Source organism: Frigoribacterium sp. CFBP 8759, assembly GCF_014841655.1.
Taxonomy (GTDB): Bacteria; Actinomycetota; Actinomycetes; order Actinomycetales; family Microbacteriaceae; genus Frigoribacterium.
This window is the reverse complement of the sequence record NZ_JACYUH010000006.1, coordinates 32,434-53,414: the sequence shown is the minus strand read 5'-3', so window position 1 is coordinate 53,414 and position 20,981 is coordinate 32,434. Positions and strand designations below refer to the sequence as shown.

Here is a 20,981-nt window from a genome sequence, read left to right as displayed (position 1 = left end):
TCACGGTGTCAACCCACGGGTGGATGCCGACACTCGCCCCCGGTCGCGACGATGAGATGTGCCGTTCACCCCCAGCCATGCCGTCGTCGCCCTGCCGTTCGTCCGCACGCCCCTGCCGTTCGGGGCGGTCGCGGTCGGCTCCATGGCGCCGGACGTGCCGCTGTTCTTCCCCGTCGGCGTGACCTACGAGCAGACCCACGGCTTCCCGAGCCTGCTGCTGTTCTCGGTGCCCGTCGCGGTGCTGCTGTACCTCGTCTGGCTCCTGCTGCTGCGGCCGGCGGCGCGGGCCCTGCTGCCGACGTCGATCGGATCGCGCCTGCCCGCGTCGTGGGACGGGCGCGAGGCCGGACGCGTGCCCGGGGCCGGCTCGCGGACCGGGCTCGTCCGGTCGGTGCCGTGGGCCCTCCTCGCCCTCGTCCTCGGCGTCGTCACCCACGTGCTCTGGGACGCGTTCACGCACCCGGACCGGTTCGGCAGCACGCTGGTCCCGGCCCTGGCCGAACGGTGGGGGCCACTGGTCGGGACGCAGTGGGCGCAGTACGCCTCGTCGCTCGGCGGGCTCGTCGTGCTGGCGATCGCCGCCGCCCGGTACCTCCGGCGCACTCCGCCGGCGCCGCCGAGCAGCAGACCGGCCACCGTCTCGACCCGGCGGATCCGCCTCGCCTTCTGGGGCTCGCTCATCGCAGCCCTCGTCGCCGGCGTCGTGGTCGTCGCCTCGACCCGGGGACTGCCGACCGACGTCCACACGGCCAAGTCGTTCACGTTCTTCGCCGGCACCCTCGCGGGCGCTCTCGTCCTGGTCGCGACGGCCGTCGCGGCGGTGGCCGTGCAGCTGGCGCGGTCCGGCCGCGCACGGCGGGCCTGAGGCCCGGGGCCGGGGCCCGGCGCCCGCGGCTCCGACCCCGGAGCCCGCGCTCCGACACCAGGAGGCGCGGGTCGCCTCGATCGGGGAGCCCGCTACCGTGGGCGCATGAGCACCGAGGCCTGGGAAGACCGCGTCGCCGCCCTCTGGGCCGACGAGACCGTCGACGACGAGCAGCGCATCGAGCGCATGACGGCTCTCGCCGCCGACGCTCCGCACCCCGCGCTGGGCGAGTTCGAACTCGGGGGTGCGCACGACTCCGGGGGCCGTGAGGCCGAGGCCCACGTGCACTACGCCGCGGCGACCGTGGCCGGCCTCGACGCCGTCGACCCGACCCGGGCTGCGCAGATGGTCGTGCAGCACGCCTCGACGCTGCGCAACCTCGGCCGGGTCGACGAGGCCATCGCCATGCTGCGCGACGCTCCCGAGCACCCCGCCACCGGAGCCGCGCCGAGGGTCTTCCTCGCGCTCGCCCTGCACAGCGCCGGCCGCTCCGACGAGGCCCTGCGGGTCGCGATCGAGGCCGTCGAGCCGACCCTCCCCCGCTACCACCGCTCCGTCCGCGCCTACGCGGCCGCGCTCACCGGGGACTGACCCGTCCACGGACCGGCCGAGGCATCGACCCGGCGCCGAGATGGCCACCGGCCCGTGCCGCCCGTAAGGTTGTCACGACATACGTTCGGCTGAGGGGACCACATGACCGACGCGCAGCTTCCGGCCGACCTCTTCGCCGACCTCGACCGCAGCAGCCCCATCCCGTTGTGGTTCCAGATGTCCACGCGGCTCGAGGCGGCGATCCTCGGGGGCCAGCTGCCGGCGGGCGCTCGACTCGAGAACGAGGTCGGACTCGGCGAACGTCTCGGCCTGTCGAGGCCCACCGTCCGGCGAGCCATCCAGGAGCTGGTCGACAAGGGGCTCGTCGTCCGGAGGCGCGGGATCGGCACCCAGGTCGTCCACGGACCCGTGACCCGCAACGTCGAGCTGACCAGCCTGTTCGAAGACCTGACCGACAGCGGCAAGGCCCCGACGACACGCCTGCTCGCCCACCAGGTCGTCACGGCCGACGAGAAGACCGCTCTGGCTCTCGGCATCGAGGTCGGCGACCGGGTCAGCCACGTACGGCGCCTCCGCCTGGCGGACGGTGTCCCCGTCGCGGTGCTCGAGAACTACCTGCCCCTCGACCTCGCTCCGTTCTCGGACGCCGACCTCGCCGCCCAGGGCCTGTACCAACTGCTCCGGGCCCTCGGCGTCACGATCCGGGTGGCGAAGCAGCGGATCGGGGCCCGGGCCGCCCACGCCGACGAGGCCCAGCTGCTCGAGATCGAGCCGCGCGGGGCCGTGCTGACCATGACCCGCACGGCTTACGACGCGTCGGGTCGGGCCGTCGAGGTCGGGCACCACTGCTACCGCCCCGACCTCTACTCGTTCTCGATCACCCTCGTCGACAAGTAGCCGCCGGGCACCGCGCGCCGCGCACCCGACGGCGGGCGTCATCGGGTGCGCGGTCCGGGACCCTGCCGCTCAGCCGGCCTGTCCCGCGGCCGAGGGCACCGTCAGTTCACCCGTCACGTACTGGGCCACCCCGAAGCCGAACGACCAGTCCTGCGGGCCGTTCTCGACGTAGCCGATGAAGACGTCCTCGCCGGCCACGCCCACGGCCTCGAGGCCTGAGGCGATGCGGGCGTACAGGGCCTGTTTCGCGTCGTCGGTGCGTCCCCGCTGGGTGAAGATCTGGATCATCACGACTCCACCGGAGCGTTCGAAGCCGAGCCCGGCGTCCTGGGCGATGATGCGACCGGCCGGCAGTTCGTTGATCACCTGGAAGCGGTCGCGAGGCGGGATGCCGTAGACGTCGACGATCGCGTCGTGGACGGCGTCGGCGATCGCGGTGATCTGATCGGGGCTGCGACCGGGCAGGAGGTCGATGCGGACGAGGGGCATGGGTTCTTCTTTCGTCGGGTGTGGTCGGGGATGGTGAGGTGCCGCGGGGTGCCGCAGGGGCCGGACGGGTCGACTGCTCAGACGCGTGACGCGGCGTCGATGCGCGCCAGGATCTGCTCTCGTTGGTAGCGACTGACGCCGTCGACGGCTTCGTCCTCGGCGAAGACGCTCGAGACGGCGATCGTGTCGTCGCGATCGAAGAAGCCCAGCCCCTGCAGGCCGCCGAAGAAGCCGTCCCAGTCGACGTCACCGTCCCCGATCTTCAGGTGCTGGTGGACGCGGGCCGCGTTGCCGGGCGGATTGCTGATGTACCTCAGCCCGTGCGAGCGGCGGTGGTCGAACGTGTCGGCGATGTGGACGAGGCCGAGTGACTGCCCTGCGGCGGCCATGATCCCGGCCATGTCGCCGCCGTAGTGGAAGGTGTGGCACGCGACGAAGGCGAGACCGACCTGCTTCGTGTTGAGGCCGCGGATGACCCGGAGGGCCTCGAGTCCGTCCTCGACGAAGTCGTCCGGGTGCGGGTCGATGAACACGCGGATGCCCTCGCGTTCGAGGACGGGCAGCAACTCTTCCATCGACCAGTAGAACTGACGCTCGGATTCTTCGGACAGCTCGGGACGACCACTGAACTCGGTGTTGATCACCTCGACGCCGAGGCGGGCGGTGATCTCGATCACGCGCTTCCAGTGCTTGACGGCGGCCCGACGGGACTCCTCGTCGGGACCGGACCAGCGCAGGACGGGCAGGACGGACGCGATCTCGACCCGCGCCTCCTTGCAGGCCGCCGCGAAGGCGTCGACGAGTTCGTCGTCGGCCTTCGGGTGCCGGAAGAACGGGATGAAGTCGCGGTGCGGGGTCAACTGCAGGTGGTCGTAGCCCAGTTCGGCGACCTTGGCGGGCAGTTCGAGCAGCGAGTGGCTGTGGTGCAGCGGGGTGGGGTCGAGGGCGATCTTCACCATCGGTCACTCCCCCGGCGAGACGACGCCGGGCAGGTCGTAGAACGACGGCTTGGGCATCGCGTAGTCGACCTCGACGCGCCGACCGGTCTTCTGGGCCTCGACGCCGGCGGTGGCGACGACGCTCGCCAGGTAGCCGTCCCAGGCGCTCGGACCGTCGATGGTGCCGCGGTGCGCGGCGTCGACCCAGCGCTGCACCTGCGTGTCGTAGGCGGCGCCGAAGCGCTCCTTGAACGTCGGCGGCACGGCCACGGCCGACCGGGCGGCCGTGGTGAGCTGGAGCCCGGTCTCGCGCCCGATGGAGGCGACGCCGCTCTCGAAGACGGCGTCCGTGGTGACCTGGTAGCCGAACTGGACGTTGACGTTGATCTCGACGATCGCCATCGTGCCCGACTCGGTCTCGAGGATCACGAACTGCGGCTCTCGGAGCCCCTCGGGCGCGAGCGAGTTGCGGCGAGGCTTCTTGACCTCGACCGCGACGATCGGCTCACCGGCGATGAAGGGGACGGCGTCGATCTCGTGGATGACGGAGTCGAGGATGAGCATCTCTTCTGAGTAGCTCGGCGGGGTCGTGGCGTTGCGGTGGGCGCAGTGCAGCGCGAGCAGGGCACCGTGCTCGCCGGACGCGACGAGGGCCCGGAGGTCTCGGTACCCCTGGTCGAAGCGACGCATGAAGCCGACCTGGATGTGCGGCCGGTCGAGCTTCTGCTCGGCCTCGAGCACGCGGAGCGAGGCGGCCTCGTCCGTGGTGAGGGGCTTCTCGCAGAGGATCGCCAGCCCGCGGTCGAGTGCGGGGAGGAGGACGGCTTCGTGGAGGAAGCCCGGGGTGGCGATGATGACGGCGTCGATCTCGGTGGCGGCGAGCGCCTCGTCGAAGTCGGCCGCGGTGATCGCGCCGGGGGCGGTCGCCGCCGCGGCGTCGGCACGAGCGGTGTCGGGGTCGACGACCGCGACGACGGTGGCCCCGCTGATGGTGGACGTGATGCGGGCGACGTGGTCAGCGCCCATCATGCCGGCACCGACGACGGCGACGCGGAGGTCGGGGGTTGTGGTGGTCACGGGTGTTCTCCTTCGGGGCGGGGGTGTCAGCGGCGGGTCGTCAGACGAGACGGGAGCGAGGCGAGCAGCTCATGATGTGCTCACGCGTGCGGGTCGCGATCCCGAGGGGCAGGTCGATCGATTCGACCGGGAACATGTCCTGCTCGACGATGGCGAAGATCTCGGGGTCGATGCGGCTGACCGCGTCGAGCACCGGGGCCAGCTCGGGCACGCCTCGGGGCGGTTCGACCATGACCCCCTGCGCGACCGCGTCCCCGAAGGGCACGTCGTTCTTGAGCACGGTGAACCGCAGGTCGGAATCGACCTGCTTGAGGTGCAGGTAACCGATGCGGTCGGGGTACTCCTCGACGAGCCGCACGGAGTCACCGCCGTAGTAGGCGAAGTGCCCGGTGTCGAGGCACAGGTTCGTGTAGCGCACGTCGGTCTCGGCCAGGAACCGCTCGGTCTCTCGGTAGGTGCCGACGTGGCTGTCCGCGTGGGTGTGGAACTGCTGCTTGACGCCGAATTCTTCGAGGAGCGCCTTGCCGAGCTTGTCGTGGCCGGCGCCGAGCGCCGCCCACTGCTCGTCGGTGAGGGTACGGGCCTCGAGGACCTCGCTCGTGGCGTCGCTGCGCCAGAGGTCGGGGATGACGACGAGGTGCTCAGCACCGAGCTCCGAGGCGAGGCCGGCGACGGCGAGCGCTTGGTCCCACGCGCGTCGCCACTGGTCGTCGCCCTTGTGGAACCCGGTGAAGACCGTCCCCGCGGAAAGCTTGAGGTCGCGCCGACCGAGCTCGTCCTCGAGCTGGTGGGGGTCGGTCGGCAGGTACCCGTAGGGGCCCAGTTCGATCCAGTGGTAGCCCGCCTGCTGCACCTCGTCGAGGAACCGCGGCCAGGGGATCTGACCGGGGTGCTCGGGGAACCAGACGCCCCACGAGTCGGGTGCGGTCCCGATGCGGAGACCGCGCCCGCCCGGACCGGTGGGCGTGGCGTCGGGGTCGGTGACGGTGTCGGTCATGGCGGCGGTGCCTTTCGAGAGGGTGCGGGTGAGGTGTGGCGGTGTCAGCCGAGCAGCGGGCGCTGCGCGGCCCGCTGCTCGCGGTAGTCGGCCAGGGCGGCCGTGGTGCCGTCGAGGGTCGAGACCTGCGCGACCGGCACGTCCCACCAGCCCTCGCCGTCCGGGGCGTACACGAGCGGATCGCTGTTCACGTGGATGAGCGTGCTCGTCGACGACGCCTTGGCCGCGGCGAGGGCTGCGGAGAGGTCGGCGACCGCGTTCGGCGTCGGTTCCACCTCGACGACGTCGAGCCCGTAGCTGCGGGCGTTCATCGCGAGGTCGACGGGCAGCACCTCGGTGCCCTGGAAATCGAGGGAGTCGGGATCGAGCTTGCGGTAGAGCGTGCCGAAGCGTTCGGCCCCGACGGTCTCGGAGAGGTGGCCGATCGAGGCGTAGCCGTGGTTCTGGACGAGCACCACGATGATCTTGATGCCCTCGGCGACGGCGGTGACCAGTTCGGTGTGCAGCATGAGGTACGAGCCGTCACCGACCATGACGATGACGTCGCGGTCGGGTGCACCCCTCTTGACGCCGAGACCACCGGCGATCTCGTAGCCCATGCACGAGAACGCGTACTCGACGTGGTAGCCGAGCGCGTCGCGCACCCGCCACAGCTTGTGCAGGTCGCCGGGCAACGACCCGGCCGCCTGGACCACGACGTCGGTGGGGTCGCTGGCCGCCTGGACGGCGCCGATGATCTCGGGCTGGCCGGGCAGGGCCAGCCCAGACGGCTGGAACGCCTCGTCGACGAGGACGTCCCACCTCGCCTTCTCGGTGGCCACGCGAGCGGAGTGCTCGTCGGGTACCCGATGCCCCGCGAGCGCCTCGGCGAGGGCGTCGAGCGTCTCGCGGGCGTCGGCGACGACGGGTAGCTGGGAGCCGTGCTTGTAGGCGTCGAACGACGTGACGTTGACGTTGACGAACCGCACGTCGGAGTCCTGGAAGGCCGTCCGGGAGGCGGTGGTGAAGTCGCTGTACCGCGTGCCGATGCCGATGACGAGGTCCGCCTCGGCGGCGATGCGGTTCGCGGCCGTCGTGCCGGTGGCACCGATGCCCCCGAGGTACTGCGGGTGGTCCCAGGCGAGGGACCCTCCGCCGGCCTGCGTCGTGCCGACGGGGATGCCGGTCGCCCGGGCGAAGGCGTCGAGCTGTTGCTCGGCGCCCGAGTAGAGGACTCCGCCGCCGGCGACGACGACGGGGCGCTTCGCGGCCTTGATCGCGGCGACGGCGCGTTCGAGCGGTCCACGCTCGGGGACGGGGCGCCTGACGTGCCACTCGCGGGGTTGCAGGAACTCGTCGGGCACGTCCAACCACTCGGCCTGGACGTCCTCGGGCAGGGCGATCGTGACCGCGCCGGTCTCGGCCGGGTCGGTCAGCACGCGCATCGCGGCGAGCGCGACCGAGAAGAGCTGCTCGGGCCGGTCGACGCGGTCGAAGAACCGCGACAGCGGCCGGAACGCGTCGGTCACCTGCAAGGACGTGTCGTGGGGCAGCTCGATCTGCTGCAGCACCGGGTCGCTGACCCGGGTGGCGAAGGTGTCGCTCGGCAACAGCAGGGCCGGCAGCCGGTTCGTCGTCGCGAGCGCGGCCGCGGTGAGCATGTTGGCGGCACCGGGACCGACGGAGGCGGTGCTGGCGTAGGTCGCGCGCCTCCGGTGCATGCGTGCGTAGCCCACGGCCTGGTGGACCATCGCCTGTTCGTTGCGGGCCTGCAGGTACGGCATGAGCCCCGGACGGTCCACGTGGTACTGCTTGAGCGCCTGGCCGACCCCGGCCACGTTGCCGTGGCCGAAGATGCCGAACATGCCCGGGATCGTGCGCTCTCGCACGTCGCCGTCGACGGTCCACTGGTTGGCGAGGAACTCGACGAGTGCCTGGCCGACGGTGAGTCTCTTCGTCGTCATCGACGCGGTCCTTTCGAGGGAGCGGTGGGGAGGTAGGGCAGCCGGGGGTCGGGTGCCTGGGACTCCCAGCCGGCACGGACCCACCCGTGGGCGGGGTCGTCGGTGATCAGCCAGGCGCGCTCGGGGTCAGGCCCAGCCATGACGTTGAGGTAGTAGAGGTCGTAGCCCGGGGCGGCGACGGCGGGGCCGTGGTACCCGTGCGGGACGAGGGCGACGTCGCCCGTGCGGACCAGCTCGTTCACGTCGATCGGCCCCGCAGGTGAGCCGTACGTGGCGAACATGCCGAACGGGTCGGCCTGCTCGGGGGCATCGAGGCCGCGACCGACGGCGGATTCGAAGTAGTAGATCTCTTCGAGGCGGGACTCGGTGCCGGGAACGGCCTCGTCGTGCTTGTGCGGCGGGTAGGACGACCAGTTCTCGGCGGGGGTCACGACCTCGCAGACGATGAGCTTCTGAGCGTGCAGCCCGTCCGGGGTGCCGAAGTTGTGCACCTGACGGGTCGCCCGGCCGGCACCGCGGATCTCGACGGGGATGTCGTCGCGACGGAGCACCTGCACGTCGAGCACCTGGTCGGCCGGTGCCTCGGCGACCGCGACCCGACCGTGCCCGGTGACCACCGCCTCCGTCCGAACGCCCAGGTAGGCGACGTCGGCCGGCCCGTCGAAGACGGACGCCCGCCCGGCGAGCTCGACGGTGCCCGACCCACCTCGGTCGTCACTCCACTCGATCACGACGTCACCGGCCAACGGCACCACCATGCGCTCGACCCCGCCGGCGGCGAGGGTCGACGAGACGCCGTCTCGGAGCTCGCCGATGCGCAGGCCGGTGTGCTGCCAGCCGGCGAGGTCGCCGTCGACGACGGTCTGCCAGCCGTCGCGGGTCAGGTCGCCGCGGGGGAAGAACCAGCGGGGTTCGTCGTTCATGTCGTCCACCTCATCATCGAGCGGAGCGGCCCGGGGGCCGCGGGGTACTGCCTGGGGACAGATCGGGTGTGCCGTCAGTTCTGGGGGAAGCCCAGGTCGACGCCGCCGTGGCTGGGGTCGAGCCACCGGGACGTGATGGCCTTCTCGCGGGTGAAGAACTCGAAGCCCTGCAGGCCGTAGGCCTTGTCCGAACCGAAGATGCTGTCCTTGAAGCCGCCGAACGAGTAGTAGGCGACGGGCACCGGGATGGGCACGTTGATGCCGATCATCCCGACCTCGATCTCGGCCTGGAAACGCCGCGCCGCGCCTCCGTCGTTGGTGAAGATCGCCGTTCCGTTGCCGTAGGCACCGGCGTTGATGAGGGCGACGCCCTCGTCGTAGGACGCGACGCGCACGATCGACAGCACCGGCCCGAAGATCTCTTCGGTGTAGACGCGGCTCGTGAGCGGCACCTTGTCGATCAGGGTGGGCCCGAGCCAGAAGCCGTCGGCCTCGCCGTCGACCTCGACGCCCCGACCGTCGACGACGACGTCGGCTCCGTCGTCGAGGGCGATGTCGATGTAGCTCGCGACCTTGTCACGGTGCTGTTCGGTGACGAGGGGACCCATGTCGCAGCTGCGGCGACCGTCTCCGACGGTGAGGCCGGCCATGCGCGAGGTGATCTTCTCGATCAGCTCGTCGGCCACCGGTTCGACCGCGACCACCACGCTGATGGCCATGCAGCGCTCACCGGCCGAGCCGAACCCGGCGTTGATCGCACTGTCGGCGACGAGGTCGAGGTCGGCGTCGGGCAGGACGAGCATGTGGTTCTTGGCTCCGCCGAGGGCCTGGACGCGCTTGCCGTGCTTGGCGGCGGTCTCGTAGATGTACTGGGCGATGGGCGTCGACCCGACGAACGAGATGCTCTTGACGTCGGGGTGCTCGAGCAGACCGTCGACGGCCTCCTTGTCGCCGTGGAGGACGTTGAAGACGCCCTCGGGCAGGCCGGCCTCGGCGAAGAGGCGGGCGAGGAACATGGCGCTCGACGGGTCTTTCTCGGACGGCTTCAGGACGACGGTGTTGCCGACGGCGATGGCGATCGGGAAGAACCACATCGGCACCATGGCCGGGAAGTTGAAGGGGCTGACGATGCCGACCACGCCGAGCGGCGCCTTGGTCGAGTAGACGTCGACCCCGGTGGACACCTGCTGCGAGAACTCGCCCTTGATCAGGTGGGGGAACCCGGTCGCCAGCTCGACGACCTCGAGGCCGCGGGTGATCTCGCCGAGGGCGTCGCTCAACACCTTGCCGTGCTCGCTCGTGAGGATCTCGGCGAGCTCGCCCTTGCGCTCGTTGAGCAGCTCACGGAAACGGAACATGATCTGCTGGCGCTTCGTGATCGAGAGGTCGCGCCAGGCGGGGAACGCGCGGTGGGCCGAGGCGACGGCGGCCTCGATCTCGGAGGCGTCGGCGAGCGAGACGTCCTTCGTCGCGACGCCGAGGGCCGGGTCGTAGACGGGCGCGGTGCGGCCGCTCGTGCCGGGCACCTCGACGTTGTCGATCCAGTGCGCGACCAGGGGGCGATCGGTGGCGGTGGTGCCGGTGTGCGTGCTGGTGGTGCTGGTCATCGTTCTGCCAATCCGTTCGTGGTCGAGGGTGGGTGGACGAGCCCGGCCGCGTGGTCCACGGCTGCGACGACGTCGTCGTCGCTCGGGTAGAGCAGGGTGCGCCCGACGACGAGCCCACGGACGCCCGGGAGCGCGAGGGCCGCGGCCCAGCGGGCGTAGGTGTCGGCCGGGTCGACGGCGGGGTCACCGCCCAGCAGCAGGGTGGGCAGGGTCGTCGCCGCCATGACGCGTTCCATGTCGTCGACGACGGGCAGCTTGAGCCAGCTGTAGGCGGAGGATTCGCCGAGGCCCGACGCGATGGCGACCGACTTGATGACGGCGTCGGCCGTCAGGTCGTTCGTCACCCGTCCGTCGACCCACGAACTCATGAAGGGCTCGAGCATGATCGGGAGGCGCAGCCTGGCCGACTCTGTCACCGCGCGTGCCGTCGCGGCCAGCGTGGAGGCCGTGCCGGGGTCGTCGAGGGCGACGCGCACGAGCAGCTTGGCGAAGTCGAACCGGGAGTCGGCGATCGACGCGGCCGAGTACGCGGTGAACCGATCGTCCAGTTCGAACGTGGCGCCCTGGAGACCACCGCGGTTCATGCTGCCGACGACGACCTTGCCGTCGAGCGCGCCGAGCAGGGCGAGGTCCTCGAGGATGTCGGGAGTGCCGAGCACCCCGTCGACGCCGGGTCGGCCGAGGGCGACGACCAGGCGACGGAGGAGGTCGTACCGGTCGGCCATGGCGCTCGAGTCGCCTCGGACGCCGAGGGCACCCCGGGCGGGGTGATCCGCCGCGACGATGAAGAGGCGTCCGTCCGCACCCAGTGGTGCGGGTCGCGTCCGGGCGGCGAGGATCTCGGCCACCCGGTGCGGCTCGGCGGCCCGGAGGGTTCGGAGGCGCTCGAAGTCGAGGACCGGGGCGGTGCGATCAGACATGGTGCGCCTCCTGGAGGACGGCCTCGACCTCGGCGGTGGTGGGCATGGCGGTGGAGCACTCGAACCGGGTGGCGACGATGCCGCCGGCCGCGTTCGCGAAACGCAGGGTGCGATCGAGCGACCACCCCTCGATCAGGCCGTGGCAGAGGGCGCCCCCGAACCCGTCGCCCGACCCCAGGCCGTTGATGACCTGGACGAGGTGCGCCGGCACCTCGATCCGCTCGTCACGCGTCTTGGCGAGGACGCCCTTGGGGCCCTGCTTGACGACGGCGAGTTCGACGCCCCGGTCGAGGAGGGCGTCGGCCGCCCGCTCGGGCTCGGTCTCGCCGACGGCGATCTCGCACTCTTCGCGGTTGCCGACGGCGACGGTGACGTGCTCGAGAGCGCGCCCGACCTCTCGGGTGGCGACCTCCGGGCTCTTCCAGAACATGGGTCGGTAGTCCAGGTCGAGGATGGTCAGGGGCCGACGACCCCGGGCCTGCCAGGCCACGTGATGCGCCTGTCTGCTCGGTTCTTCGCTGAGGCCGGTGACCGTGGCCCAGAAGACCGTGGCCTTCTCGACGGCGGCGAGGTCGAGCGAGCCCGCGGTGATCATGAGGTCGGGTGCCTTCGGCTGCCGGTAGAAGTACAGCGGGAAGTCGTCGGGCGGGAAGATCTCGCAGAACGTGACGGGGGTGTTGAGCCCGTCGACGGTCGAGACGAGCCGGGTCGAGACGCCGAGCCGCTCGAGCTCTCGGACGATGTAGCGACCGAAGGGATCGTCGCCGGTGCGGGTGACCACCGCGGACCGCCGGCCGTGACGGGCGGCGGCGATGGCGACGTTGGTCGCGCTGCCGCCGACGGATTTGCTGAAGGTCTCGACCTCTTCGAGCGGGACGCCGGACTGCTGCGGGTAGATGTCGACGCCCACGCGGCCCATGGTGAGGACGTCGTACGGAGCGGTGTCGTTGTCGGTGTGGTCGGTCATGACGTGGTCGTCCTCTCGGGAGCGTGGCGTGCGGTCGCGGTCACTTCTTGCCGTTCTTCACGACGTAGATGGCACCGGTGCTGAAGTCCTCTTCGAGCTGCTCGAGCGACCGCCCGTTCGTCTCGGGCACCTTCTTCACGGCGAAGAGGAACGACCCGGCGTTGAGCACGGCGAAGATGAAGAACGTCGTCGAGATGCCGATGCCGGCGACGAGGATCGGGAAGAGCAGGCTGACGGCGAAGTTGGTCACCCAGAGGATGAGCACCGTGAGCCCCATCCCGACGCCCCGCAGCTTGAGGGGGAAGATCTCGCTGAGCATCAGCCAGACGAGAGGGCCGATGGTGCCCTGCATGGTCCCGACGAAGCCGATGACGAAGATCAGGACGACGATCGCGCGGCCGAGCCCCTCGGGGATCAGCAGCGACGACAGGCCGATCAGCAGGTGGAAGATCGTGACGCCGGCGAAGCCGGCCATGAGCATGGTGCGCCGTCCGACCTTGTTGATGATGCGGAGGGCGACGAGCATCGCGACGACGGCGATGACGCCTGCCCCGACGTTGGCGATCAGGGCCCCGCTCTGCGAGAAACCGGACTGCTGCAGCACCTGGGTGCCGTAGTACATGATCGAGTTGATGCCGGTCAGCTGCTGAGCGACGGCCAGGCCGATGCCGATGAACAGGATCTTGCGGAGCCAGGGCTCGGCGATGAGGTCGGCGAGGCGGGCGCTCTTGGCCTCTTTCTCCTCGTCGGCCAGGAGGCGCACCTCGGCCATCTCGGCCACCGCGCGGTCGTCGGCACGGATCTGCTTGAGCACGGCGAGCGCGTCGTCGTCGCGGCCCTTGGCGATGAGCCAGCGAGGGCTCTCGGGGACACGGAACATGCCGATGAAGAGGGCGATGGCGGGCAGCACCGCGACGGAGAGCATGTAGCGCCACACGTTGTCGTGCTCGCCCCAGACGCTGCCGATGACGGCGTTGATGGTGAAGGCGGCGAGCTGCCCCGAGACGATCATGAGCTCGTTGCGACTGACGAGTCCGCCGCGTTGCTCGGTGGGGGCGAGTTCGGCGAGGAACACCGGAACGGTGACCGAGGCCCCGCCGACCGCGATGCCGAGGAAGAACCGCGCCCCGGTGAGGAACTCCCACGTGGGGGCGAGCACGCAGGCGAGCGCGGCGAAGAAGAACAGGATGGCCAGGGTGTTGATGGTCGGCTTCCGCCCGAAGGCGTCCGAGATGCGCCCGATGAAGAACGCCCCGACCGCGGCCCCGATGAGGATGGCCGAGACCATGATGCCCTCGCTGGCCGGCGTGAGCCCGAGGCTCTCCTCCATCGAGTCGAGCGCGCCGTTGATCACGCCCGTGTCGTACCCGAAGAGCAGGCCACCGAAGGTGGCGATGACCGCGACGGTGCCGAGACGCTTGGTGTGCGGGCCCGAGACCAGGGCGGGAAGAGCTACTCGGGGCGAACTGCCCGATGTGTCGGTGACCACGATTCCTCCATTGGTTGTGGTTACAGCTTCCCGCGTCGGTGCGGGTCGTCGCCCTGCAACGGCGACAGGACGAGGCTAGCCATGTCCGTATGTCCTGTCAATCGGTCATGCGTGGACCACCCCTCGAGTCGGACGGGAGAGGGACTCGCGCGTCCCTAGACTCGGAGCATGCCTTTCGACGAGTGGTACGACGACGAGACACGAGAGGCCGCGACGGCCCGCGTGCTGCAGCGGCGGATGACGAACCCCACCGACCGCAACGTCCTCACCGTCGTCGCGGAGGAGTTCAACGTCCCGCGGCAGACCCTCAGCGACTGGGTCGACGAGGCCTCGCCCGAGTCCGCCAAGCCGAAGCGCAAGCCCCGCCCGAAGTTCTCGCAGGTCGTCAAGACCACCAAGGAGGCGCGGGTCGAGTCCCCCGAGGACGACGAAGCGATCGACGCTCCGCAGCCCGCCGCACTTCCGGAGCCCGCGAGCGAGCCCGAGCCCGACGCACAGACAGGGTCCGTGCCGCAGGCCGAGGCCGTTCCGCAGACCGAGGCCGCGTCCGACCCGGAGTCCGACCCGCAGCCTGACCCGCAGCCGGAGCCGGAGCCCGAGCCCGAGCCCGAGCAGGACCCCTGGGCGGCGTCCGACCCGGCCCCCGAGCCCGAGCCCGAGCCGACGCCCGAGATCCGATCCGACCCGCAGCCCGAGCCGGCATCCGTGCCCGCACCCACACCCACACCCGCACCCGCCGTACCCGCCGACAGCCGCCTCACCGCCCTCGAGGCCGAGGTCGCGGCTCTCCGCGCCGGCAACCGCGCACTCGTCGAAGCCCTCCGCATCCTGGTCGACTGACGACGCCGGTCGGCGCCTGGCCGAGCCGGGCGACGACCACGGGGCCGTCCGGTCACCGTCGTCGTGGTGACGGCCTCGACGTCGTGAACCGGGCCTGGCGCCGGTCGGCCGCGCGCGCCTCCCGGGGGAGGCGGTAGCCGTCGCGGTAGACGCCGACGACGTCGAGGGCGACGCCCACGAGGGAGCGGACGGCGGTACGCCGCTCGCGCGAGCCGTACCAGTTTCGGTGGAGACGCCACAGCTCGACGATCCCCCGCACGAGCAGTCCCCCGCCGAAGAAGACGGCGGCGATCCAGGCGATGCCGGTCGAGCCGAAGGCGACGACCGCACCGATGCAGACGACCAGCGTCACCACCAGGGTGATCATCAGCGTGCGTGGGCTCGGCAGCTGTCGGCCGTGCTCGCCGGTCCAGTAGGACGACAGCAGGTAGAGGGCGTCCTCGCGGGAGCGTCCGCCCTCGCGCAGCCGGTCGACGGCGGCGTCGGTGCGCGCGAACCGGTCGGGCCCGTCGGCCTGGCGCACCGCGGCGCTGGTCGACGCGACGATGCGGATGACGGGAGGTTCGCGTCGAGCCACCAGGCCATCTTGCCGCACGCCGCACGCCCGCCGCCCGACGCCGCCCGCTGCCGCTCGCCGCCCGACGCCGTCCGCCGCCCGCCGCCCGCCGCCCGCCGGACGGGCCCGCGCTGTCCCCCGCCTGGCCGCTTCGCGAGTGCCCGTCGACCCGAGTCTGCAAGCTCGCTGGAGGTCGATGACGGGTGGGCTGCCGCTCGCGTCCGAATGGTGTGTCACCGAGACACAGCGCGTCCGCACTGCGGCACCGCGATCCCCGGCCACCGACGAGTGGCCGCGCCGAGAGAAGGACGACCACCATGAGCGACGACGACAAGCAGGCCGACTCGGGCTTCGCCGGCAGGTTCCGCGACCAGCTCGGCAGCCGGGCGATCGAGCCCATCATCAAGGCCGTGCGCGCCGAACTGAGGTCGGCCCGCGACGAGGTCGCCGGTCGGGCTCGGGACGCGCGATCGGGCGTCGTGTTTCTCGCCGTCGGGGCCGTCCTGGCGATCGTGACCGTGATCCTCCTGGCCGGCACCGCCGTCGCCCTGCTGGCCCTGGCCCTGCCCCTCTGGGCCGCCGCGCTCATCACGTTCGCGGTCTTCGCGGTCGTCACCGCGGTGCTCGTCGCCGTCGGCCTGAAGGGCGTCAGGCGGGGCGTCCCGCCGGTCCCCGTCGACACGGTGAAGAACCTCACCTCGTCGTCCGACTAGCCGCCGGCCCCTCCGAACCGGGCCCCCTCCCAACCCGACCCCGTCCCAACCCACCCGACCCGACCCCACCCGACACCAGGGAGTCCCCCATGCCTCGCACCACACCCGCCAGCCGGTCCACGAAAGAACAGCGCACGCAACACGCCGAGACCTACGCGCCCCTCGCGCGGTACGCCTCCGAGGCGTTCGGGGCGTTCCTCCTCGTCGTCGGAGGCGTGGGCACTGCCGTGTTCGCGTCGTCGTTCCCGGACGACGGCAACGCGCTCGGGGTCGGCTTCCTCGGCGTGGCCCTGGCGTTCGGCCTGAGCGTGATGGCCGGCATCTACGCCGTCGGCCACATCTCGGGCGGCCACTTCAACCCGGCCGTGACGGTCGGCTTCGCCCTGGCCCGTCGGACCCCGTGGGCGAGCGTGCCCGGCTACGTCGTCGCGCAGCTCGTCGGGGCCGCCGCCGGAGCCAGCGTCGTGGCGCTCGTCGCCGCCGACGGCCCCGCCGGCTACTTCGCCGCGGCCCGGGACTCGGGCTTCGCCTCGAACGGCTTCGGCGCGTCGTCGCCCGGCGGTTTCGGCCTCGGAGCCGTCCTCGTCACCGAGATCGTGCTGACGGCCGTGTTCGTGGGCGTGATCCTGTCGGTAACTGCCAAGGGTGAGTACAAGGCCCTGGCGCCCTTGGCGATCGGCCTGACCCTGACGCTGATCCACCTGATCAGCATCCCCGTGAGCAACACGTCGGTGAACCCCGCCCGCTCGCTGGCGGCCGCCCTCTACGGCGGCCCCGACGCCCTGGCCCAGGTCTGGGTCTTCGTCGTGGCACCCCTGGTCGGCGGCGCCCTGGCGGGCCTGGCCCACCGCGCCCTGCGCCGTCGCGCCTGACGGCCATCCGAGCGGCAGGGAACGCAGGAGGCGCGGGTCGCGTGACCCGCGCCTCCTGCGTCCTCGTGCGGTGACGCCGGTGCCGACCGACGCTCGAGCGGAGGCGACGACGTCGCCCCGCCCGTCGGGGGCGACGACCTAGACGACCGTGGCGCTCCGGACCCGGTCGGCGGCGGTGGCCATGTGGTCGCGCATCGCGGCGAGCGCGGCGTCGGGATCGCGTGCCTCGATCGCGCGGAAGACGGCCCGGTGTTCGCGGTACGCGGCCTCGGCCTGGTCCTTCTCGGTGAGCCCGCGTTCGACCCAGAGGCGCAGCAGCGACCGGGTGCTCTGCAGGAGGTCCTTGAGCACGACGTTGTCGGCGCTGACGGCGATCTGCAGGTGGAACCGGATGTCGGCCTGGAGGAACGCGTCGAGGTCCTCGAGCGAGTCGGCCATCACCTCGATGTACCCCCGCAGGGCGTCGACGTCGGCGTCCGTGGCCCGCTCGGCGGCGTAGGCGGCAGCCTGGATCTCGAGCCCGCCCCGGACCTCGATGAGCTCGCGCGTGCGTGCCGCGTTCAGCATGAGACCCCAGCTGAGGGTGGTCGGCAGCAACTCCGAGGTCTGGTCGCGCAGGTAGGTGCCCGAGCCCGGACGCACCGTGACGATGCCGAGGATCTCGAGGGCGGCCAGGGCCTCGCGGACGGCCGATCGCCCGACGCCGAGGCGTTCGGCGAGCTGCCGCTCGGGGGGGAGGCGCGACCCGGGGGTCAGTTCGCCGGCCGTCAGGAGGGCCACGAGCTGCTTGACGACCTCGCTGACCGCGGTGCCGCGCGGGACCATCTCGAGCTCGAGATCGAGGCTCGTGGGGTCGCTCTCTGGGTATGCCGGCACGGTGCGAGCTTAGTCAGCGGGGCCCACCGGTCCAGCTCGCGGGGCCCACGGGTCCACCTCTCGGGGCACTCGCTCCGCCTCGTCCCGTCGCTCAATTGGTCAACCGGTTGACAGATATCGGCGAAAAAGGCACGATGGTCCCTGCGCGCCACCGGCACCGGTCGAAGGCGTCATCCAACAACGTCGTTAGATCCGAAGGAGTCGATGTGGACACCACCACCCGAACGAGCGCGCCACAGAGCGCGGTCGAGAAGTCCGCGATCAAGAAAGTCGCCGTCCGGCTCGTCCCGTTCGTGGCGTTGATGTTCTTCATCAACTACCTCGACCGCACCGCCATCGGCTTCGCGGCGCCGAACGGCATGGAGTCCGACCTCGCCCTGTCGGCCGCCCAGTTCGGCTTCGCCTCCGGCGTGTTCTTCATCGGCTACATCCTGTTGGAGGTGCCGTCGAACCTCGCCCTGCACAAGTTCGGTGCCCGCAAGTGGCTCGCCCGCATCATGGTGACCTGGGGCATCGTGGCGTTGCTCTTCACCTGGGTGCAGAACTTCGAGCAGCTCGTCGCGCTGCGCTTCCTGCTCGGCGTCATGGAGGCCGGCTTCTTCCCCGGCGCGATCCTCTTCCTGAGCCTGTGGGTGCCGGCCGCCCACCGCAGCAAGATCCTCGCCCTCTTCTACCTGGCGCAGCCCCTCACCACCGTCATCGGTGCCCCGCTCGCCGGCTGGTTGATCAGCCACGACGGCGTCTTCTTCGGCCTCGAGGGCTGGCGCTTCATGTTCATGGGCGTCGCCATCCCCGCGATCGTCGTCGGGATCGTCGCCTGGTTCTACCTCAAGGACAAGCCCGCCGACGCCAAGTGGCTCACGAAGGAAGAGCAGGTCTGGCTGACCCAGGCCCTGGTGAAGGAGGCCTCGACGAAGACGGGTGCCGTCTCGACCACCGGCAAGCACCCGGGCCTCGGCGTCGTCTTCAAGAACGGCCGCGTCTGGATGCTCTCGTTCATCTACTTCGGCTTCATCTACGGCCTGTACGCGCTCGCGTTCTTCCTGCCCACCATCATCGGCGGCTTCCAGGAGCAGTTCGGCACCGAGTTCACCGTCACCCAGCGCGGCTTCATCACGGCCATCCCCTACGTCCCCGCGGCCATCGCCCTGTACTTCTGGTCGCGTGACGCCTCGCGTCGCGGCCTCAAGACCTGGCACATCGTCATCCCCGCCGTCGTGGGCGGTCTGAGCATCCCGCTGGCGCTCTACGCACAGTCCCCCGCCCTCACCATCGCGGTGATCGCGGTCACCGCCATGGCGATCTTCGCGGCCCTGCCCAACTTCTGGACCCTGCCCACGCAGTTCCTGACCGGGGCCGCGGCGGCCGCGGGCATCGCGCTGATCAACACGGTCGGCAACCTCGCCGGCTTCAGCGCTCCGTACATCACGGGCCTGGTCACCGACGTCACCGGCGACTACCGGGTGCCGATGTTCATCGTCGGGTTCTTCATGCTGCTGTCGGCCGCGCTGATGATCGCGCTCAGCCGGATGAAGAAGCCCGAGGGCACCCTCAGCCCCCGCGAGCAGGCCGACCTGGCGGCGACCGCCGGGCTCGACTGACCGACGCTCACCCCCCTCCCCCCGCGGGGCCCGGACGATCACCGACCCGGGCCCCGCCCCCTCCGCACCCCGTCGCCGTGCCGTCGCGCCGTCGACCGGACCACCGCCTCCTGGAGTTCTCATGACACGCCTCTTCAACGATCCGGGCGACTTCGCCGACGAGATGATCGACGGCTTCGTGGCCGCCAACCAGCGCTGGGTGCGACGGGTGCACGGCGGCGTGGTCCGGGCGACCCGCTCGACCCCCGGCAGCGTCGCGCTCGTCGTCGGCGGTGGCTCGGGTCACTACCCGGCCTTCGGCGGACTCGTCGGGCAAGGGCTCGCCCACGGCGCCGCCCTCGGCAACCTCTTCGCCTCGCCCTCGTGGCAGCAGGTCAGGTCGGTCGCGAAGTCGGCCCAGAACGGCGGGGGCGTCCTGCTGAGCTACGGCAACTACGCCGGCGACGTCCTCAACTTCGACAAGGCCCAGCAGAAGCTGATCGACGAGGGCATCGAGACCCGGACGGTCGCCGTCACCGACGACATCTCGAGCGCGTCGATCGCCGACAAGCACAAGCGTCGCGGCATCGCCGGCGACCTCACCGTCTTCAAGTCCGCCGCGGCCGCCGCCGAGGAGGGCGCCGACCTCGACGACGTCGTCCGCGTCGCCGTCAAGGCGAACGAACGCACCCGCAGCGTCGGCGTGGCGTTCTCGGGCTGCTCGCTGCCCGGGGCCGACGAACCGCTCTTCACCGTGCCCGAGGGCCGCATGGCCGTCGGCATGGGCATCCACGGCGAGCCCGGCATCGGCGAGACCGACGTCCCCACGGCGGACGGCCTCGCCGAGCTGCTCGTCGAGGCGTTGCTCGCGAGCGACGAACTGCCCGACGGGGTCGACGAGGCACGCGGACGCAAGGTGGCCGTCCTGCTCAACGGACTCGGCTCGGTCAAGTACGAAGAACTCTTCGTCGTCTACGCCCGGGTCGACGCCCTGCTGCGCGAGGCGGGCGTCGAGGTCGTCGAGCCCGAGGTCGGCGAGCTCGTCACGAGCTTCGACATGGCCGGCGTCTCGCTGACCCTGTTCTGGCTCGACGACGAGCTCGAGCGCCTCTGGGCGGCACCGGTCGACGCACCCGCCTACAAGAAGGGCTCCGTCGACGTCGCGTCGCGGGCGGACGACGCCGAGCAGGAGGCGCGGGTCGCCATCGCGATCCCGCCCGCGACCCCGGCGTCCCGGCAGGCCGCCCAGCTGGTGCTGAGCGCCCTCGAGGCGGTGCAGGCCACGGTCGAGGAGAACGTCGACGAGCTCGGACGCATCGACGCCGTCGCCGGGGACGGCGACCACGGCATCGGCATGCAGCGCGGGGTCCACGCCGCCGTCGCCGCCGCCCGCGAGGCCGTGCTCGCCGGCGCGGGGGCGGGCACCGTCCTCGACCTCGCCGGCGACGCCTGGTCCGACCGGGCCGGGGGCACCTCCGGGGCCCTCTGGGGTGCCGCCCTCGCGAGCCTCGGTGCGGCCGTCGGCGACGAGGTGGCCCCGGACCGCGCCTCCGTGTCCCGCGGCGTCTCCGCCGCGACCGAGGCGATCCTCGAGTTCGGCGCCACGGTCGGCGACAAGACCATGGTCGACGTGCTCGTCCCCTTCGACGCGGCCCTCAGCGCGGCGGTCGACGACGGGGCCGACCTCGCCACGGCCTGGGCCACCGCGGCCGAGGTCGCCGTGACGGCGGCCGCGGCGACGGCCGACCTCCTGCCCAAGATGGGCCGCGCCCGGCCGCACGCCGAGAAGAGCCTCGGCACGCCCGACGCCGGCGCCACCTCGCTCGGGCTCATCACGAGGGCCGTCGGACGCGTCCTCGCGCCGCAGCCCGCCGCGTGAT

At 71.4% G+C, this 20,981-nt stretch carries 20 protein-coding genes; 8 read left to right on the top strand and 12 right to left on the bottom strand.

What is annotated here, in order from left to right:
• The first annotated feature begins 58 nt into the window (after positions 1 to 58).
• The 3 genes from IFT79_RS15575 to IFT79_RS15565 all read left to right on the top strand — a co-directional run bounded on the left by IFT79_RS15575 (position 59) and on the right by IFT79_RS15565 (position 2,314).
• Positions 59 to 865 carry a DUF4184 family protein gene (locus IFT79_RS15575; RefSeq protein ID WP_192125218.1) on the top strand — a complete coding sequence of 269 codons (807 nt, stop codon included), beginning with the start codon at positions 59 to 61 and terminating at the stop codon, positions 863 to 865.
• A 105-nt stretch (positions 866 to 970) separates the two neighbouring features.
• Positions 971 to 1,456 (top strand): tetratricopeptide repeat protein, encoded by a 486-nt coding sequence (locus IFT79_RS15570; RefSeq protein ID WP_192125215.1) that lies wholly within the window; start codon positions 971 to 973, stop codon positions 1,454 to 1,456.
• 102 nt (positions 1,457 to 1,558) lie between these two features.
• Positions 1,559 to 2,314: a GntR family transcriptional regulator gene (locus IFT79_RS15565; protein ID WP_173154205.1), complete on the top strand. Its 756-nt coding sequence runs from the start codon at positions 1,559 to 1,561 to the stop codon at positions 2,312 to 2,314.
• A 69-nt stretch (positions 2,315 to 2,383) separates the two neighbouring features.
• On the opposite strand, the gene IFT79_RS15560 is transcribed toward IFT79_RS15565, so the two are convergent.
• The 10 genes from IFT79_RS15560 to IFT79_RS15515 form a co-directional block, all read right to left on the bottom strand.
• The gene (locus tag IFT79_RS15560) at positions 2,384 to 2,803 is read right to left on the bottom strand and encodes a tautomerase family protein (RefSeq protein WP_056044305.1); all 420 of its coding nucleotides are present in this window, start codon (positions 2,801 to 2,803) and stop codon (positions 2,384 to 2,386) included.
• Between the two features lie 77 nt (positions 2,804 to 2,880).
• Complete coding sequence (locus IFT79_RS15555; protein ID WP_192125337.1) at positions 2,881 to 3,759, bottom strand: TIM barrel protein; 879 nt, start codon at positions 3,757 to 3,759, stop codon at positions 2,881 to 2,883.
• 6 nt (positions 3,760 to 3,765) lie between these two features.
• Positions 3,766 to 4,818, bottom strand: a complete 1,053-nt coding sequence (locus IFT79_RS15550; RefSeq protein ID WP_342211871.1) for a Gfo/Idh/MocA family protein — start codon at positions 4,816 to 4,818, stop codon at positions 3,766 to 3,768.
• A 40-nt stretch (positions 4,819 to 4,858) separates the two neighbouring features.
• Positions 4,859 to 5,815 carry a sugar phosphate isomerase/epimerase family protein gene (locus tag IFT79_RS15545; protein WP_123571056.1) on the bottom strand — a complete coding sequence of 319 codons (957 nt, stop codon included), beginning with the start codon at positions 5,813 to 5,815 and terminating at the stop codon, positions 4,859 to 4,861.
• 44 nt (positions 5,816 to 5,859) lie between these two features.
• Positions 5,860 to 7,758, bottom strand: a complete 1,899-nt coding sequence (iolD, locus tag IFT79_RS15540; protein WP_192125213.1) for a 3D-(3,5/4)-trihydroxycyclohexane-1,2-dione acylhydrolase (decyclizing) — start codon at positions 7,756 to 7,758, stop codon at positions 5,860 to 5,862.
• Positions 7,755 to 8,681 (bottom strand): 5-deoxy-glucuronate isomerase, encoded by a 927-nt coding sequence (iolB, locus tag IFT79_RS15535; RefSeq protein WP_192125211.1) that lies wholly within the window; start codon positions 8,679 to 8,681, stop codon positions 7,755 to 7,757. Before iolB ends, iolD begins: the two co-directional genes overlap by 4 nt.
• Before the next feature lie 74 nt (positions 8,682 to 8,755).
• Complete coding sequence (locus tag IFT79_RS15530; RefSeq protein WP_192125209.1) at positions 8,756 to 10,288, bottom strand: CoA-acylating methylmalonate-semialdehyde dehydrogenase; 1,533 nt, start codon at positions 10,286 to 10,288, stop codon at positions 8,756 to 8,758.
• Positions 10,285 to 11,208: a class I fructose-bisphosphate aldolase gene (locus IFT79_RS15525; protein WP_192125207.1), complete on the bottom strand. Its 924-nt coding sequence runs from the start codon at positions 11,206 to 11,208 to the stop codon at positions 10,285 to 10,287. Before IFT79_RS15525 ends, IFT79_RS15530 begins: the two co-directional genes overlap by 4 nt.
• Positions 11,201 to 12,175 (bottom strand): 5-dehydro-2-deoxygluconokinase, encoded by a 975-nt coding sequence (gene iolC / locus IFT79_RS15520; protein ID WP_123571060.1) that lies wholly within the window; start codon positions 12,173 to 12,175, stop codon positions 11,201 to 11,203. Before iolC ends, IFT79_RS15525 begins: the two co-directional genes overlap by 8 nt.
• A 40-nt stretch (positions 12,176 to 12,215) precedes the next feature.
• Positions 12,216 to 13,664: a sugar porter family MFS transporter gene (locus IFT79_RS15515; protein WP_342211870.1), complete on the bottom strand. Its 1,449-nt coding sequence runs from the start codon at positions 13,662 to 13,664 to the stop codon at positions 12,216 to 12,218.
• 168 nt (positions 13,665 to 13,832) lie between these two features.
• Here IFT79_RS15515 and IFT79_RS15510 point away from each other — a divergent pair, with 168 nt between their 5' ends.
• Complete coding sequence (locus IFT79_RS15510; RefSeq protein WP_192125205.1) at positions 13,833 to 14,504, top strand: hypothetical protein; 672 nt, start codon at positions 13,833 to 13,835, stop codon at positions 14,502 to 14,504.
• Between the two features lie 52 nt (positions 14,505 to 14,556).
• Here IFT79_RS15510 and IFT79_RS15505 read toward each other — a convergent pair whose 3' ends face one another.
• Positions 14,557 to 15,081, bottom strand: coding sequence for a hypothetical protein (locus IFT79_RS15505; protein WP_192125202.1), 525 nt, complete (start codon positions 15,079 to 15,081; stop codon positions 14,557 to 14,559).
• 296 nt (positions 15,082 to 15,377) lie between these two features.
• Here IFT79_RS15505 and IFT79_RS15500 point away from each other — a divergent pair, with 296 nt between their 5' ends.
• Entirely contained in the window at positions 15,378 to 15,773 is a 396-nt protein-coding gene (locus IFT79_RS15500; protein WP_192125201.1) for a phage holin family protein, read from the top strand.
• Between the two features lie 89 nt (positions 15,774 to 15,862).
• Positions 15,863 to 16,645, top strand: coding sequence for an aquaporin Z (aqpZ, locus tag IFT79_RS15495; RefSeq protein ID WP_192125199.1), 783 nt, complete (start codon positions 15,863 to 15,865; stop codon positions 16,643 to 16,645).
• Positions 16,646 to 16,783: 138 nt separating this feature from the next.
• Here the strand turns inward: aqpZ and IFT79_RS15490 are convergent, their stop codons facing one another.
• Positions 16,784 to 17,521, bottom strand: a complete 738-nt coding sequence (locus tag IFT79_RS15490) for a FadR/GntR family transcriptional regulator (protein WP_267659096.1) — start codon at positions 17,519 to 17,521, stop codon at positions 16,784 to 16,786.
• Between the two features lie 206 nt (positions 17,522 to 17,727).
• On the opposite strand from IFT79_RS15490, the gene IFT79_RS15485 reads away from it, so the two are divergent.
• A complete protein-coding gene (locus tag IFT79_RS15485; protein WP_056044281.1) occupies positions 17,728 to 19,122 on the top strand; it encodes an MFS transporter in 1,395 nt (464 codons plus the stop codon).
• A gap of 121 nt (positions 19,123 to 19,243) precedes the next feature.
• Complete coding sequence (locus tag IFT79_RS15480; RefSeq protein ID WP_192125197.1) at positions 19,244 to 20,980, top strand: dihydroxyacetone kinase family protein; 1,737 nt, start codon at positions 19,244 to 19,246, stop codon at positions 20,978 to 20,980.
• Position 20,981 lies beyond the last annotated feature (1 nt).